At 70.8% G+C, this 14800-nt stretch carries 14 protein-coding genes and 1 pseudogene; 4 read left to right on the top strand and 11 right to left on the bottom strand.

Annotation, left to right across the window (positions count from 1 at the left end):
• Window positions 1-400 precede the first annotated feature (400 nt).
• The 3 genes from ACIP9H_RS02845 to ACIP9H_RS02835 form a co-directional block, all read right to left on the bottom strand.
• Entirely contained in the window at window positions 401-2812 is a 2412-nt protein-coding gene (locus tag ACIP9H_RS02845; protein WP_401957109.1) for a SpoIIE family protein phosphatase, read from the bottom strand.
• Window positions 2813-2919: 107 nt separating this feature from the next.
• On the bottom strand, window positions 2920-3942 hold the full coding sequence (locus tag ACIP9H_RS02840; protein WP_401957106.1) for a helix-turn-helix domain-containing protein: 1023 nt from the start codon (window positions 3940-3942) through the stop codon (window positions 2920-2922).
• A gap of 377 nt (window positions 3943-4319) precedes the next feature.
• Window positions 4320-5690: a carotenoid oxygenase family protein gene (locus ACIP9H_RS02835; RefSeq protein WP_401597047.1), complete on the bottom strand. Its 1371-nt coding sequence runs from the start codon at window positions 5688-5690 to the stop codon at window positions 4320-4322.
• Window positions 5691-5784: 94 nt separating this feature from the next.
• Between ACIP9H_RS02835 and ACIP9H_RS02830 the strand changes: the two genes are divergently transcribed.
• Entirely contained in the window at window positions 5785-6387 is a 603-nt protein-coding gene (locus tag ACIP9H_RS02830) for a helix-turn-helix transcriptional regulator (protein WP_401597050.1), read from the top strand.
• Window positions 6388-6444: 57 nt separating this feature from the next.
• Here ACIP9H_RS02830 and ACIP9H_RS02825 read toward each other — a convergent pair whose 3' ends face one another.
• From ACIP9H_RS02825 to ACIP9H_RS02815, 3 genes are all read right to left on the bottom strand, one after another.
• On the bottom strand, window positions 6445-6669 hold the full coding sequence (locus ACIP9H_RS02825) for a hypothetical protein (protein WP_401957102.1): 225 nt from the start codon (window positions 6667-6669) through the stop codon (window positions 6445-6447).
• A 242-nt stretch (window positions 6670-6911) separates the two neighbouring features.
• Entirely contained in the window at window positions 6912-7382 is a 471-nt protein-coding gene (locus ACIP9H_RS02820) for a hypothetical protein (RefSeq protein ID WP_401957099.1), read from the bottom strand.
• Between the two features lie 190 nt (window positions 7383-7572).
• A complete protein-coding gene (locus ACIP9H_RS02815) occupies window positions 7573-8262 on the bottom strand; it encodes an MBL fold metallo-hydrolase (RefSeq protein WP_401957096.1) in 690 nt (229 codons plus the stop codon).
• A 140-nt stretch (window positions 8263-8402) separates the two neighbouring features.
• Here ACIP9H_RS02815 and ACIP9H_RS02810 point away from each other — a divergent pair, with 140 nt between their 5' ends.
• The gene (locus tag ACIP9H_RS02810) at window positions 8403-9059 is read left to right on the top strand and encodes a TetR family transcriptional regulator (protein ID WP_401597057.1); all 657 of its coding nucleotides are present in this window, start codon (window positions 8403-8405) and stop codon (window positions 9057-9059) included.
• Window positions 9060-9108: 49 nt separating this feature from the next.
• Here the strand turns inward: ACIP9H_RS02810 and ACIP9H_RS02805 are convergent, their stop codons facing one another.
• Together ACIP9H_RS02805 and ACIP9H_RS02800 are read right to left on the bottom strand one after the other, a co-directional pair.
• On the bottom strand, window positions 9109-10224 hold the full coding sequence (locus ACIP9H_RS02805; protein ID WP_401957094.1) for a trypsin-like serine peptidase: 1116 nt from the start codon (window positions 10222-10224) through the stop codon (window positions 9109-9111).
• Window positions 10225-10296: 72 nt separating this feature from the next.
• Window positions 10297-10878 carry a TetR/AcrR family transcriptional regulator gene (locus tag ACIP9H_RS02800; protein WP_401597063.1) on the bottom strand — a complete coding sequence of 194 codons (582 nt, stop codon included), beginning with the start codon at window positions 10876-10878 and terminating at the stop codon, window positions 10297-10299.
• A gap of 121 nt (window positions 10879-10999) precedes the next feature.
• Between ACIP9H_RS02800 and ACIP9H_RS02795 the strand changes: the two genes are divergently transcribed.
• Window positions 11000-11674, top strand: a complete 675-nt coding sequence (locus tag ACIP9H_RS02795) for an epimerase (RefSeq protein ID WP_401597065.1) — start codon at window positions 11000-11002, stop codon at window positions 11672-11674.
• Window positions 11671-12717: an NAD-dependent epimerase/dehydratase family protein gene (locus tag ACIP9H_RS02790; protein WP_401957091.1), complete on the top strand. Its 1047-nt coding sequence runs from the start codon at window positions 11671-11673 to the stop codon at window positions 12715-12717. The genes ACIP9H_RS02795 and ACIP9H_RS02790 overlap by 4 nt, the downstream gene beginning before the upstream one ends.
• A 575-nt stretch (window positions 12718-13292) precedes the next feature.
• Here ACIP9H_RS02790 and ACIP9H_RS02785 read toward each other — a convergent pair.
• The 3 genes and pseudogenes from ACIP9H_RS02785 to ACIP9H_RS02775 all read right to left on the bottom strand — a co-directional run bounded on the left by ACIP9H_RS02785 (window position 13293) and on the right by ACIP9H_RS02775 (window position 14800).
• Window positions 13293-13610 (bottom strand): hypothetical protein, encoded by a 318-nt coding sequence (locus tag ACIP9H_RS02785; RefSeq protein ID WP_401957141.1) that lies wholly within the window; start codon window positions 13608-13610, stop codon window positions 13293-13295.
• 112 nt (window positions 13611-13722) lie between these two features.
• Window positions 13723-13977 (bottom strand): annotated as a pseudogene (locus ACIP9H_RS02780) (DUF6882 domain-containing protein); the annotation flags it as partial.
• A 55-nt stretch (window positions 13978-14032) separates the two neighbouring features.
• Window positions 14033-14800 carry a sirohydrochlorin chelatase gene (locus ACIP9H_RS02775; protein WP_401597072.1) on the bottom strand — a complete coding sequence of 256 codons (768 nt, stop codon included), beginning with the start codon at window positions 14798-14800 and terminating at the stop codon, window positions 14033-14035.

Below are 14800 nucleotides of genomic sequence, written 5' to 3'. Positions count from 1 at the left end.
GTGGCCCTGGCTTCCGTAGCCGATGACCGCGACCTTGCGGCCCTGGATGATGGACAGGTCGGCATCGTCGTCGTAGAACAGCTCGGCCACTTCGGATCTCTCCTTGATGACGGTGGAACGTCAATTGTGTACGGGCAATTTCCACCCCGGGCACCCGCGTTGTGGCCATCAAAGTCGATGTACACATTTTCGTCCAACGCCGTTCGGCGGCGGCATTGGACATGGGCGGCGAACAAGGCGCCCACAGCACTCCATATCGCCCTGAACGAATGGAACCTGAGCGCCGGTTCCGGAATCCGCGCGCCTGGCCGGCCGGAACTACTGAGAGCAACGTCACTCACGTGTGCCGAACAATGCCCTGAAGCCCGGAGAATGCCGCGCGTGGTGGCCGGTCGACCATTCACCGCATCTGCCGCCGGAGAGCTTGTTCGGACCAGACCGTCTTCCCGTCCTTCGCATAGCGGGCACCCCACCGTTCGGTGATCTGGGCGATCATGAAAAGGCCGCGGCCGCCCTCGTCGGTCGTCCGGGCGTGCCGCATGTGGGGTGAGGTGCTGCTGCCGTCGAAGACCTCGCAGATGAGCGTGCGGTCGCGGATGAGCCGGAGCGTGACGGGGTCCGAGCCGTAGCGGACGGCGTTGGTGACGAGCTCGCTGACGACCAGTTCAGTGGTGAAGGCGAGGTCCTCCAGCCCCCATGCGCCCAGTTGACGGGCCGCATTCGCCCGGGCCGCCGCAACGGCCGCGGGCTCCTTGGGGATGTCCCAGCACGCGACGTGGTCCTTCCCCAGGACGCCTGTCCGTGCGAGGAGCAGCGCCACGTCGTCGGTCGGCCGGTCGTCGGCGAGGCCGGTGACGGCGGCCTGGCACTGTTCCTCCAGGGGGGTCCAGGGTGCCGCGAGGGCGTCGGTCAGGTTCTGCAGGCCGCGGTCGGTGTCGAGCGAGGGGGTGTGGATCAGGCCGTCGGTGTAGAGGGCGAGGACGCTGCCTTCGGGTACGGGGAAGCAGACGGATTCGAAGGGCAGCCCCCCGAGTCCGAGCGGCGGGCCGCTGGGGAGGTCGACGAGCCGGGCGCTGCCGTCCGGGGCGACGAGCACAGGTGGCGGATGCCCGGCGCGCGCGAGCGTGCAGTGCCGGGTGACCGGGTCGTAGGTGGCGTAGAGGCAGGTCGCTCCGATGACTCCGCTGGGATCCCGCGCTTCCAGGGCGATGCGGCTGACCATGTCGTCCAAGTGGGCGAGCACCTCGTCCGGGGCGAGGTCGATGTCCGCGAGGGTCTGCACGGCGGCACGGAGGCGTCCCATGGTGGCGGCGGCGTGGATGCCGTGGCCGACGACGTCCCCGACGACGAGGGCGACCCGGGCTCCGGAGAGCGGTATGACGTCGAACCAGTCGCCGCCCACACCGGCTTCCGCGTCCGCGGGCAGGTAGCGGTAGGTGGCCTCGACGGCGTTCTGCGCCGGCAGATCCACCGGGAGCAGGCTGCGTTGGAGGGTCAGTGCCGCGGCGTGCTCGTGGGTGTAGCGGCGGGCGTTGTCGATGCACACCGCGGCGTGCGCGGCCATCTCCTCGGCGAGGTCGAGGTCGTCCGGCGTGAACGGTCCGGAGTCCCGTGAGCGCCCGAAAGTGGCCGCTCCCAGGGTCGTGTCCCGCGAGCGGATGGGAACGGCCATCAGGGAGTGGATGCCGAGGCGGCATCCATGCGTGTCGCGGTCCGGGTCGGTGGGGTCGACGTGGGGGATGAGCAACGGAGCACCGCCGGCGATCGCGCGGGCGGTCGGCGAGCGCCCGGGATACACGCTGGGCTCGCCTCGCGGGATGGGCGGCGGGACGTCTCCGCGGGTCGAACGGTATCCGGCCGACCGCAGGTCGGCCAGGGTGGCCGCGTCGGCCGGGCCAGGCTGCGGCTCCTCGCCGCGGAGCACCGCGGCGAGGAGGTCGACGGTGGCGCGGTCGGCGAGCCCGGGGACAGCGGCATCGGCCAACTCCTGCGCGGCGCCGACGACATCGAGCGTGTTGCCCATGCGCTTGCGGGCCTCGTTCAGCAGCGTGAGCTTCTGCTGGGCGCGGTAGTGGTCGGTGGTGGACAGGACGATGTAGCAGGCGCCGATCGCCCGCCCGTCCTCGGTCTCCAGGCGAAAGCACGAGGTGGAGTAGGTCACGTGCGCGGCGTCCGCCCGGACCCGTCCGGCGTAGGCACGGCCCAGGGAGGGCGTTCCGGTCGTGATGACCTCGGATATCTCGGCCTGGGTGCGCGCCACGTCCAGTCCCGGCAGGACGTCTGCCGGACGCCGGCCGAGGAACCCTTGCCGGGGAACACCGCACATCTCCTGCATGGCGTCGTTCACCCACGTGAAGCGCAGTTCGGTGTCGAGCACGGCCATGCCCACCGGCGCTGTGCGGTCGAGCCCTTCCAGCAGCGAACGGCCGGCAAGGGTCGGCCACACGCGTGTCGTGTCGGCCAGCAGGATCAGGCTCATTGCCGGCCCGCTCGGGTTGTGGACGGGCAGAACCTTGACGTCCAGGTCGAGGCGGGAGCCGTCCCTGCGCCTGAGGAGCTGCCGGCCCTCCCCTCCCGGTCCGAGGTGCCCGGCGAGGCCGGGCCCACTCGGTTCAGGGCTCCCCATTCCCGCAGGTGGGAGGACGTCTGCCAGGAGTCTGCCGATCGCCTCCCCAGCCGGGTACCCGAGAAGGGCCGTGGCCCCTTCGTCCCATGCCCGGACCACCCCGGCGCCGTCGATCACGATCACGGCCGTCGCCGGACCCCAGAGGCTGCCTTCCGCGACGGAAGGAACGTTCGCAGAATCACCCATGTCAGCCCATCCCATGGCATTCTAACCGGCCCAAGGTCACCCGGGCCTGCCGTCGCGGGTCCAGGCCCGAGCCTCCTGCGAAGCGCACTGGGTGCGGCGGTGCGGCATCACGCGGAACCGGCTTTCCGGAATTCTTTCACATATGCGGCGGGTGTGGCACCGTACACCGATTTGAAGTGCCTGATGAAGTGACTCACGTCGGAATAGCACATGCGCGCAGAGATGTCGGACAGCCTGATCACGTCGCCGTGACCCAGCAGCTCGTCGTGAGCCTTTTGCACACGCCGGAGCCGAACGAACTCCATGGCGGATTCGTTCGCCTCCGCGAAATAGCGGTGAAGGGTCCGGAGGGAAACCCCGACCTTTCGGGCTATGAATCGGGGAGAAAGGTCGGGATTCTCCAGGTTGTTCTCCACCACTTCCTTCGCGGCCCGCAGGAGAACGCTTCGGTGCTCGCTCGCCTGTCCGGGGCGTTGAGAAACAATGCCTGCCAGCAGCATGGCGCAGGCGTCCCGCGCCATGGTGCGCGTGGCAGCCGACTCCGCGAAATCGTCGGTGTTGTTCGCGATGCCCTGGAGGAAGCATGTGAGGAGCCGGACCTCCGGCGTGTCCGCTTCGGCCATGTGCCCTTGGTTGAGCACCCTGGGCGAACTGATGTGCGGAATCACAAGACGCCGCGGAAGCGAGACGACATGCCCGATCGTCGCCGGCGCGCACGAGAAACTCCATGATGCCTTCGTGTCGCGAATGCAGATCTGCCCAGGTCCGACGAGGTGCTTCTGCCGGCCCGACTCGAATTCGGCCCACCCTGAGGTGACGACGTTGGTGACGATCGGGTCTTCGTCCAGATGGCTTCCGGAGGTCCCTGTCAGGGCATCGCTGTACACGCGTGCCGACAGCATGCCGTCGACAAGGTGACCGCGTGCCTTGAGGTTGAACCCGCGAGGTGCGGGAGCGGAAGGTATGGCAAGTTTCGAGAGGTGCGAAAACGGGCCGCGCGACCATGCCGTGAAAAACTGCTCGGCATGGTGAGTCTGCATGGCGGTCAAGCTCAGGGAGTTCTCGTACTCAATAGCAGTGCGGTGGCCTTGTGCCGAACCTGCACGCCGGTCGACTCGGCTGACATTCATGAGTACCCTCCTGCAAAAACCAAGGGGTCGTCCCTGAGAACCGAAGACTGCACTTGTCCACTCGCTCTCTTCGTGCGGGACGATCCCTTTGCGGTGAAACCCGATATCTCGGGTGAAGATGCCGGGAAAATCGGCCTCATTGCGGGCGCCGCCAGGCGCTCCACACAGCGCGCCACCGGACCGGGCGAACGCGGCTCGCGGCCTTCTCCGAAAATGTGCCCCGGCAACGGATGCCATGAGGGGCCGTGCGGCCGGCGGGCGACGCCCGCCCGGACCGTTCCGGACTTCGCCGGCCCACGGTCGCCCCCGGGGACTGCTCGCGCCACTTCTGACCGGGCCATGCCGGTCGACTGTGGTCGAGCGATATCAGGAACCTGTCAGGAACGGTTCGTGATCTCGTTGTCGTCGATCCAGTTGCCGTGGAAGCCGAACGGCACACGGCTGGGCAGGTGCACCCGCGCGATCGGAGCGGCCGCAAGGTCGGCGGCGTCCAGGACGACCAGTTCGGCACGGTTGATGTTCGCGTCGTGGACGACCGAGAGGATCCACCCGTCGTCCTCACTCACGGCGTCGGGCCGCGGTACGAACGCGGGCTCCATCGTGACGCGTCCGGGGCCGTGGTCGTGCACGGTGGTGCTGCCGGTACGGGTGTCGACCTTGACCAGGGGGCCGGCGCCGAAACCGTCGGTGGGATCGCGCTTCACGTCGTCAGTGATCATCAGGCCGTGCGCGCCGAAGCCGGCGAACCATCCGTAGCGGTGTGCCCGGCCGGTCAGTGCCGGGTCGATCCGCGGGAACTCGACGCGGTACTCGCTGATCACCTCCTCCTTCACGGTGCCCAGGGCCGGGTTCACCGTCCAGCGCACCAGCGTCGGCTCGGCGTCACCGGGCCCCCACACGTCGCGGACGAACATGCGGTCGTACCGGACGACATCCATCGTCAGCGAGCCGTCGGCGTTGTCGAAGGCGTTGAGGACGTGGAAGACGAAGCTGCGCGGCGCCTCGATCCACCGCACTTGATCAGCGGTCCCGCCGATCGGCAGGATCCCCAGCCTCGCCGCGTGACGGTCGTCCCAGACGAGGGGCAACCTGGTCATGGGGCCGCCGGCCTGTGCGAGCCGCTTGGCGGCGGCCAGGGTGACCGGGAGGTCGAGCACGACGACGCGGGTCTCGGTCAGCGCCATGTCGTGGATCATCGGGCCGTCGTCCACCTCGATGTCACTGCTGTGCCTGGCCTTGCCGTCGGCCCCGAGCACGACGTACCGAAGAGAGCTGTGCCGCAGGTTGTAGGTGATGGCGTGCATGTCGCCGGTGGTCGGATCCACCTTCGGATGCGCCGTGAAGCCCCGGCTGAGCGCGCCGTCACAGTCCCAGATCGCCATGCGGGCGAGGTCGGGGCTGATCTCCACCGGCGGTCTCCCGGCCTCGATGAGCGTGAGGATGCGGCCGCCGTGGCTGAGGACGTTGGTGTTCGGCGCGCCCTGCTCGCTCTCGACGAAGCGGCTGCGGTACCACTCGGCCCTGCCGTCCCGGAGCCGGATGCCGTGCACCATCCCGGCTCCGTTGAACCAATGGTGGGTCGCCGGGTCCACGTCGCCCCGCGGGTTCGGCCCGTTTCGCAGGTAGCGGCCGTTCAGCTCACGCGGCAACTCGCCGGTGACCGGGAGGTCGGAGGCGCTCACCTCCTCGGCGACAGGGGCGTAGTTGCCCGAGACGAGGTACCGGTTGGTGAAATTCACACTGGTCACACTGATTCCCTTCCGACCGTACAAACCCACGGTACGGTGTGGACGTTCCAGATCGGAATATTGAGGTTCAGACCATCCGGACCAGGAGACAGCCATGCCCAGTGACCTCCCGATGAGCGCGTACGTCGTGCTCGGCCTGCTGAGCAGGTACGACGGGGCCACCCCCTACCAGCTCGACCAGCGCATCCGGGAGAGCATCGGCTACTTCTGGTCCTTCCCCCGCTCGCAGCTCTACGAGCAGACCGGCCGACTGGTGCGGCGCGGCCTGGTGGTCGAACGTCAGGAGGAGGGCGGGCGTCGTCGCCGAACGCTGTCCCTCACCGGCGAAGGGCGACGGGCACTCCACCGGTGGCTCACGACGCCCACGCAGGCGATAACCGAGATCCACGACGAGGGGCTGCTGCGGCTCTACTTCCAGCCCACTGACCGGCTTCGGGACATCGGCGCGGCCGGCGCCGGCGACGCGGGCGACGCTGTGGCCCGGCTCGCCGCAGAGCAGATCCAGGCCCATGAGGACCGGCTCGCGGAGTACCGGAGGCTGGTGTCCTCCGGCAAGACCGAGGAGGGCTCGCCCCAGCGGGCCACGCTGGAGGTGGGGCTGCGTTTCGAGCGAATGATCATCGACTTCTGGCGTGAGCTGGCCGCGGTCCCCACGGATCCATCGGGGGCCGAACCCGGCGATCGCCGCGCGACGTAGCGCCCTGGTGAGGCCGCCCCGCGAGCGGCCCGGACCCTCGCCTCCCGGTCCGCCCGCTCACTCCTCCCTCGTGCCGGAGTGCATGTCGTCGATGAGGTCCTTGAACTCGCGTTCCACGACGGGCCGGCGGGGTGTGAGGTCGCCGTGTTCCACGTCGAGGTCGCGGGGCGGGACGCGGAAGGTCTTGATCTGCTGCCAGCGCTGCAGGTCCTCGTTGACGCGGCGTACGTAGCCGTCGATGTCGTCCGGCGAAGCCGAAGAACGTACGGTGTTCGCTCGCAATCGACCTGAGGACGATCGGGGACGCCAGCAGAGGTCGCCGGACGTCCTCAAAGGATTCCGGTGCCATTTCCGTCGTTCCGGAGACGGTGAAGAAATCTCCATGGTTCGGCGTGCGGACCTTCACTCGGCGGGTATTCGCGGTGAGTTGGCAACTCGAGGTGACGGGCGCCACGTGGCGCTGAAATGGCATTCTGGCGCTCTCGTTCCCTTCGCATTCATCGCCGTGCCCTTGTGCCGGCAGATCAAGCCATTGCCACCACCGCGGCTTTCGCGTGGCCGCCGTTGCACCGCAGGACGATGTCGTACAGGAACGCGTCACCTGCACGGGGGCGCACCACCGTGTCGGCGCCGACTCGCACGGTGCGGGGTGCGGCTTCCTGCCGGTCGCCGGGGCGGGAGCCGCTCACGGCGATCAGTTGGATCGGCACGCTTCCCGTGTTCTTGAGCGTGAGGCCACGGGTGCTCGGGCACATGGCGGCGTCGGTGGCGCCCGGGCAGTGGTGGCGCACGTCCCCGAAACCCACCAGCCCGCAGGACACCTCGGTGGAAAAGCCGAAGTCGAAGGCGCAGACGGCGCCTACGCGGAATTGCTGAGCAGGCGCCGGTGTTCTGTGCTGCTCCCCGGTGTGTGCTGTGAGGGCGGACGGGACGAACCCAGCAGCGCCGGCGACAAATGTGACGAGTATCGCGGCGGTGGGGAGTGCTCTTCTCACGTGGTGCTCCGAGGTTCTGGGGCGTCTTTCGCCGTCACTTTGACGGCCCTTACGAAAAGCTCTGCCGAACCCTCGAAACGCTGTTCATTCATCCGAGCACGGTGGACACGCAGGCGCACAGAATGGTGACGCCACCTTCCGCCCGTGGGTTTCGGGCGATCCGGTCCGGAAAGTGCCGGACGTGCGTCCGTCACATAGTGCGCCGTGGAAGCCTGGCTGTGTTCTTCGAGAAGTACGGATTGGTCGCTCGCTCACGTCCGATGGTGGTCCGGGGCCCGTGACCCGGCAGTACCACCGTCGAGTCGTCCAGAGGCAGGCACACCCGGTTCAGTGACTCGGCCAGCTCCTCCGTGTCGCCACCGGGCATGTCGGTACGTCCGACCGCTCCGGCGAACAACGTGTCGCCGGTGAAGGCGACCTGGGGGATCTGCTCCGCCTCCGGGAGCATGAAGAACACGGAACCTTTGGTGTGACCCGGCGTGTGGCTGACCGACAGATCGAGGCCGGCAAGGTGAAGGGTGGTGCCGTCGGTGAGCTCTTTCACGTCGTCCGGCTCGCCGATGGTGAGTTCACCGAGCAAGCGGGCGCCGATGGAGAAGCCGAGGGCCTTCTCCGGGTCGGTCAGCATGTAGCGATCACGGGGGTGCAGCCACGCCGGTACGCCGTGGGCTCCGCAGACAGGGACGACCGAGGCGACGTGATCCATGTGGCCGTGGGTCAGAACGACGGCCACCGGCTTGAGACGGTGCTCGGCAAGGAGGTGCTCGACACCTTCGGTCGCTTCGTGGCCCGGGTCGACGACGATGCATTCCTCCCCCGAAGCGGGCGCCACCACGTAGCAGTTGGTGCCCCAGGCAGCGGGAAAACCGGCAATCAGCACGCTGTGTCCTTCTGTTGTGTCCGACCGCCCGCAAGATTATGTCAGCCACTGCCAGTTGGCAATCGCTGACATGAGGCAGAGTCTGCCACACTGTTCCCGGGGCAGGTCGAGCCGGCCTGCCGGTTCAGCAGAGGGAGCCCATGGAGATCACCGAGCCCGCATCGGCCGCACCTGTGTCCGGCTTGCGTGAGCGGAAGAAGCAGCAGACCCGGGACGCGCTGGTACGGGCCGCACTCGAGCTCTTCGCCACCCAGGGGTACGAGCCCACGACGGTGGACGAGATCGTCCGTTCCGTCGACGTCTCCCAGCGCACCTTCTTCCGCTACTTCGCGGGCAAGGAGGACGTGGCCCTGTTCACCCAGGACCTCGCGGAGGCCCGCTTCCTCGCGGCCGTGCGCGAACGCCCGCCTCATGAGGGCCCCATGGACGCGTTGCGGCAGGCCGTGCTGGCCGGCTGGGAGGCCCTCGGGGAGTCGGTCGAGGTCATCCCTGCCGACCTGCACATGCGCACCTTCCACATGATCGAGTCGACACCTTCACTGCTCGCCGCCCATCTACGGCGGTCCGCCGACCTGGAGGACGAACTCGCCCGGGTCATCGCCGAGCGGGAAGGGGTCGACATGGAGACGGACCCGAGACCGCGTGTCGCCGTGGCCATGTTCGGCGGGGTCCTGCGGGTGACGAGTCGGACGTGGGCCACCGGTCAGGACAGCAGCGTCGAGGCGATCCGCGCCCTGACAGCCGCCTACCTCGATCAGGTGGGGCCGGCGCTGGCCGCACGGTGGCGCGCCGAGTAGCGGATCCCCGCTGTACGCCGGGGGCACCGGCGTGCAGCGGTCGGGGGTTCTATCGCGACTGCGCCCAGGTGTAGAGACGGTGCGCGCTGTCGCCGAGACGCGTGGCGTAGAGCGTGGGTGCCTGACCACCCGCGAGTTCCTCGTCGGTGGTGGTGACGCCCACCACGGTGCCCGTGCCCGTGCCGGTGTCGAAGTCGGCCAGGTGGGGGCCTCCGCTCGAACCCGCCGACATGTCGCAGGTCTCACCCCACAGCAGAGGGGCCTTGGGGCCGGGGTGGCTCGTACCCGCGCAGTGGATCATGCGGGATCCCACGTATGTGTCCCCGGGCACGTTGAGTCCGTTGTTCGGGTACCCGAAAGCGTGGATGAACGCGTCCTCGACGGGTCGGTCGAACCCGATGCGCTGGGTTCCGGTGACGTCCGCGATCGGGCGCCCGCCGGCAGCGGGGTTCGCCACGAGGAGCCCCGTGTCGTAGCCGGCGGCCGCGACGTCCGACGAGTCCGTGGTGTCCGGATCGACGTTCCAGCGGGAGGAGGTGGCCATGGCCTTGACGCTGAAGCCGCCGAGCGGTTTCGTGCCGTTGCGGTAGCCGGGCACGAACCAGAAGTTGTGGTTCCAGGTGTCGTCGGCGGAAGGCGATCCGACGCTTCGCAGGCAGTGTGCCGCGGTGATGACCGTACTGCGGTTGGCGCCGGCGACGACCGTCGCGGTGCAACTGCCGTCGTAGCCGTCGGAGAAGGTGAAGAACAGGCGGCCGATGTTCCTCTCCACCGCCCCGCCGTGGGTCCACACGGCCCCCGGGTCCGGCGTGTTCGCGGGGAGCGGCCGCGGGTTGTCCGGCGTGTTGTCGTCCTCGGGCACGGGGGTGATCTCGGGGACCATGGCGCCCGCCAGCTTCATCCGCTCGGGGGTCCAGTAGGCGCTGATCCGGTGGCGCTCGCGCGGGGTTGTGGCACCGGCATGGGTGGTGATGGTGTCGGGTCCCGCCGTCACCCGGGCGCCGCTGGTGAACGCGGGGTCGTGCGGTACGGCGTTCGCGGCCGCGGCGGGCGCGACCAGTGCGGCGACGGCCGCCGATATCGCGACGGACATGCCGATCGCGTGCCGGAGGCTCCCGGCGGAGCTGTCTTGGTGACCGCGTGAGCGGTAATGAGGCGTGCGCATGCGCGGGACGGTAGTGAGGCGATGTCAGGAAGCGGTCAGAGACGTGTGCCGGTGGTGTCCACGCGACCCCCGTCAGCCCGGGCCGGGGGCGCCGAGCCGGAGGCCGTCGACGAGGAGGGCGACGAGGCGGTCGGAGCGCTCGCGGGAACCGGGGCGGCCGGTGATGAGGCTGAAGCCGCTCAGGGCGCCGGCGAGGTCGTCGGCGGAGACGCCGGGACGGACGGTGCCGGCGCGTTCGGCCGCGTCGAGAAGTGTGCGCAGGGCGGCGAAGACGCGTTCGTGGCCCGCGCGGACGGCCTCGGAGTCGGCCGCGTGGACGACGGCCTTGAGTGCGACGGCCATGCCGGGCTGTTCGGCCGCGTGGCCGATGAAGCGCTGCATCCAGGTCACGAGTGCCTCGTCCGGCGGCAGTTCGGAGAGCAGGCCGTCGACCTCGTCGCAGAGCAGGTCCATGTGGCGCACGTAGGCGCCGACCACCAGTGCCTCGCGGGTCGGGAAGTGCCGGTAGAGCGTGCCGATCCCCACGCCCGCCCGCCGGGCGATCTCGTCGAGTGCGACGTCGATGCCGCGTTCGAGGAAGACCTCGCCGGCCGCGGCGAGGACGGCCTCCCGCTTGCGGCGGGCGTCCGCGCGCATCGGTCGGGCTTCGCTCATCGTGCCTCCTGTGGCCTCCTTCGACCGGGTCAACCTACCCCGTTGCTAAACGGAGGATTCCTCCGTACTCTCATCCGGAGGAATCCTCCGTTTATCCGACCCCATTCCGTGAGGGAGCAACGTGAAGGTCGTCGTGTTCGGCGCCGGGGGCATGGTGGGCACCGGCGTCCTGCGGGCCTGTCTTCTGGACGACGAGGTGGAGAGCGTCGTCGCCGTGGTGCGGCGGCCGCTGGGCACCCGGCACCCCGAACTCCGCGAGGTCACTCCCGCCGACTTCGCCGATCTCACCGACGTCGCGGACGAACTCGCGGGCGCCGGTGCCTGCTTCTTCTGCCTCGGAGTTCCCTCCGCCGGGCGGACCGAGGCCGAGTACACCCGCGTGACCCGCGACTACGCCCTGGCCGCCGCCCGCGTGCTGCTGCCGCGCACCGAGGACCTGACCTTCGTCTACGTCTCGGGCGCGAGCGCCGACAGCGCGAGCAGGACCATGTGGGCGCGGGTCAAGGGCCGCGCGGAGGACGAGCTCCTGGCGCTGCCCCTGCGCACCTACGTCTTCCGCCCGGGCTACATCCGGCCCCGCCACGGCGCCCGCCCGAGGTCGCGGACCAGCCGGCTGCTCTACGGGGCCACCTCGTGGACCTACCCCGTCCTGCGGCGGCTGTTCCCGCGCCACACCACCACGACGGACGCCATCGGCCGCGCCGCGCTCGCGGTCACCCGGCGGGGCGGCAGCGGCCCCCGGGTGCTCACGAGCGCGGACATCAACACGGCTGCCGCGGAGGGGGAGAAGGCATGACGGAGTCGATCCTGGTCACCGGCGGAACGGGCTTCGTGGCCGGCTGGTGCGTCGTCGAACTGCTGCGGCGCGGCTACGAGGTGCGCACCACGGTCCGTTCCCCGTCCCGCCGCGACGCCGTGCTGGAGGCCGTCACCACGGCCGTGGAACCGGGCGGCCGCCTCACGTTCGCCGTCGCGGACCTCACCTCCGACGCCGGCTGGGACGAGGCGGTCGCGGGCTGCGACCGCGTCCTGCACGTGGCCTCCCCCCTGGGCACGGAGACCGGGCGCGACCAGGACGCCCTGATCGGCCCGGCCCGTGACGGCACCCTGCGGGTGCTGCGCGCGGCGGCCGGCGCGGGCGTGAAGCGGGTGGTGACGACCTCCGCGTGCGCGGCCGCGTCGCCCCCGCTCGCCACTGCCGACAGCGACAGCGACGAGTCCCGGTGGACCGACACCGACGACCCGACGCTGACCGGCTACCGCAGGTCCAAGGCCGTGGCGGAACGGGCCGCCTGGCGCTTCGCCGAGGCGGGCGGTGCCGGGGCGGCCGCCCTGACCACGATCCTGCCGGGAGCCGTCTTCGGCCCGGTCCTCGGTCCGGCCGACCGGGGTTCGGTCCAGGTGGTCGAGCGCCTGCTCGCCGGGCGCATGCCCGGCACACCGCGTATCGGCTTCGAGGTCGTCGACGTGCGCGACCTCGCGGACCTGCACATCCGGGCCATGACCGCACCCGAGGCGGCCGGTCAACGGTTCATCGCGACGGGCGAGTTCCTGTGGATGTCGCAGATCGCCCAGGTGCTGCGCGACGAACTCGGCGACGCCGCCCGCAAGGTGCCCACCCGTGCGCTGCCCGACCTCGCGGTCCGCCTCATGGCACGCGTGGACCCGGGGGTCCGGGCCGTGGCCCCGTACCTGGGCCGCAGGCATCTGCACTCGGCGGCGAAGGCCGAACGCGTCCTGGGCTGGCGGGCCCGGCCCGCTGTCAGCACGCTCACGGATTGCGCCCGCAGCCTGGCGGCGCACGGCGTCGTCCCGGGGCGGCGTGGCCCGATGGCCTGACCTGGGGGTCCGTACGTGGGTCGCAGGCATCTGCACTCGGCGGCGAAGGCCGAACGCGTCCTGGGCTGGCGGACCCGGTCAGCCGTCAGCACGCTCACGGATTGCGCCCGCAGCTTGGCGGCGCACGGCGTCGTCCCGGGGCGGCGTGGCCCGATGGCCTGACCTGGGGGTCCGTACGTGGGTCGCGGGCAGCTGCATGCGGCGGCGAAGGCCGAACGGGTCCTGGGGTGGCGGGCCCGGGCGGCCGTGCTCGTCAGCGGCATGCGGTGACGCTGGCGGCTGTCCGGCTCGCGCGGTCCACGTCGACCTCGGCCGCGTCGGCGCCGGGCGGGTATGACGCGTGTGGACCCGGGGTCCGGGCCGTGGCCCCGGCCCGCCGTCAGCACGCTCACCGAGCGCGGCGGCAGCGTACGGGCCGCATTTCGCCCGCGCCGTCGAAGTGGACCCCCGCCACGTCGCTGCACGCCTGGACCCCCGGCGTCCGGGCCGTCGCCCTGTGTCCGGCTCGTAGGCAGCTGCTTTCGGCGGCCGAGGCCTGGTGCGGGGCCGGCGGGGCACGGTCTCGTCCCGATACGTCAGCGCCGTGCGGTGACGCGGACGGCCGCCATCCGGCCCAGGCTGTCGAAGTCGACCTCCGCCGCGTCGCCGCCGGGCAGCCCGGCGACGACCTGGTGCTCGCTCTCCCGGCACGGTGCGCCGTGGTGCTCGAAGTAGCCGGTCACCAGGCGGCGCGGGGAGCGGCCGATGAGCCCGGTGGCCGACAGCAGTGTCCTGGCCAGCGCGACGGGGTCGAGTGCGGTCCGGGGGACCCGCGGGTCGTCGGGCAGGAAGTAGACCCGCGTGCCCGGCCCCGCGGACACCCCGATGTAGCCGGCGGCGCGGACGACGCCCATCCCCGCGAAGGCAAGGGTCTCCGCGGCGCGGGTCGGCGAAGCCGGACAGGTCCAGGACGCCGGACGTGAACTCGCCGATCCCGTGGGCCCGTCCGAAGCGCTCGGCCTCCTCGGTGAGCGAGACCACCGGGGTGCCGCGCAGTCCCGGGTCGGCCCAGCCCCACATCCAGGAGCGTTCCTGTTCGTCGTACGTGCCCAGCACGGCGACGCGCAGTTCCACGTCCCCCTGCCGGTAGACGCAGGAGGGCAGGTCCGCCGTCCACGGTCCCTCGGGCAGGAAGGCCGTCAGGGCGCCGAGCTGTTCCGCGCCCCACGCGGCATGCCGCTCCGCCTCGTCGAGGAACGCCTCGCTGAACTCCTTGGTCACGGCACGGGACTTTACGCACCGGCCCCGTGCGCCCGGCCCCCGGGGGCGCGGTGCCTCAGGCCAGGGCCAGGGCCAGGCGCGGGATCAGGGCCTCGTCGAAGCGGCGCAGCAGGAGCCGCGCCATCTCCGGGGCGTCGCCCAGCACATCGCCGAGGACGTCCGCGCCGGCCTCGCGCGCACCGCGCGCGATGCGGTCGGGGAGGCGGCCGGGGGCGATCACGTACGGGGCGACCGCGATGCGGCGGACGCCCTCGGCGCGCAGGGCGCGCACCGCGTCGGCGGTGCCGGGCGGTCCCCCGGGGACCGTCGCGGCGAACGCGGGACGTACGGCCTGCCAGCCGGTGCGCCGCCACTCCCGGGCGATGTCCGCGATCACCGCGATCGCCTCGGGGTCCGAGGACCCCGCAGACGCCAGGACGATCCCGGTCCGGCCGCGTTCGCCGCGGCCGAGCCCGGCCTCGGACAGCCGGCGCTCCAGAGCGGTGACGAGCAGCGGTGCGGGACCGAGGACCCCGGCCTGGTGCATCCGCAGCCGCGGGTGCCGGGCCGACGCCTCGCGCAGTACGGCCGGGATGTCGGCCTTGGCGTGGAAGGCCCGGGTCAGCAGCAGCGGCAGGGCCACCGTCTCGCGTACGCCGTCCGCGGCGAGGCGGTCCACGACCTGCGGCACGCTGGGCGCGCAGTGGTCGAGGAAGGCGGTCTCGACCCGCAGACCGGGGCGGGCCGCCCGGACCCGTCCGGTGAGCGCGTGCACGGTCGCGGCGTGCCGCGGGTCGCGGCTGCCGTGGGCGATGACGAGCAGGACGGGGGAAGCGGAGGCCAT

Source organism: Streptomyces sp. NPDC088732, assembly GCF_044751205.1.
GTDB lineage: Bacteria > Actinomycetota > Actinomycetes > Streptomycetales > Streptomycetaceae > Actinacidiphila.
This window is presented reverse-complemented; position numbering and strand designations above follow the sequence as displayed.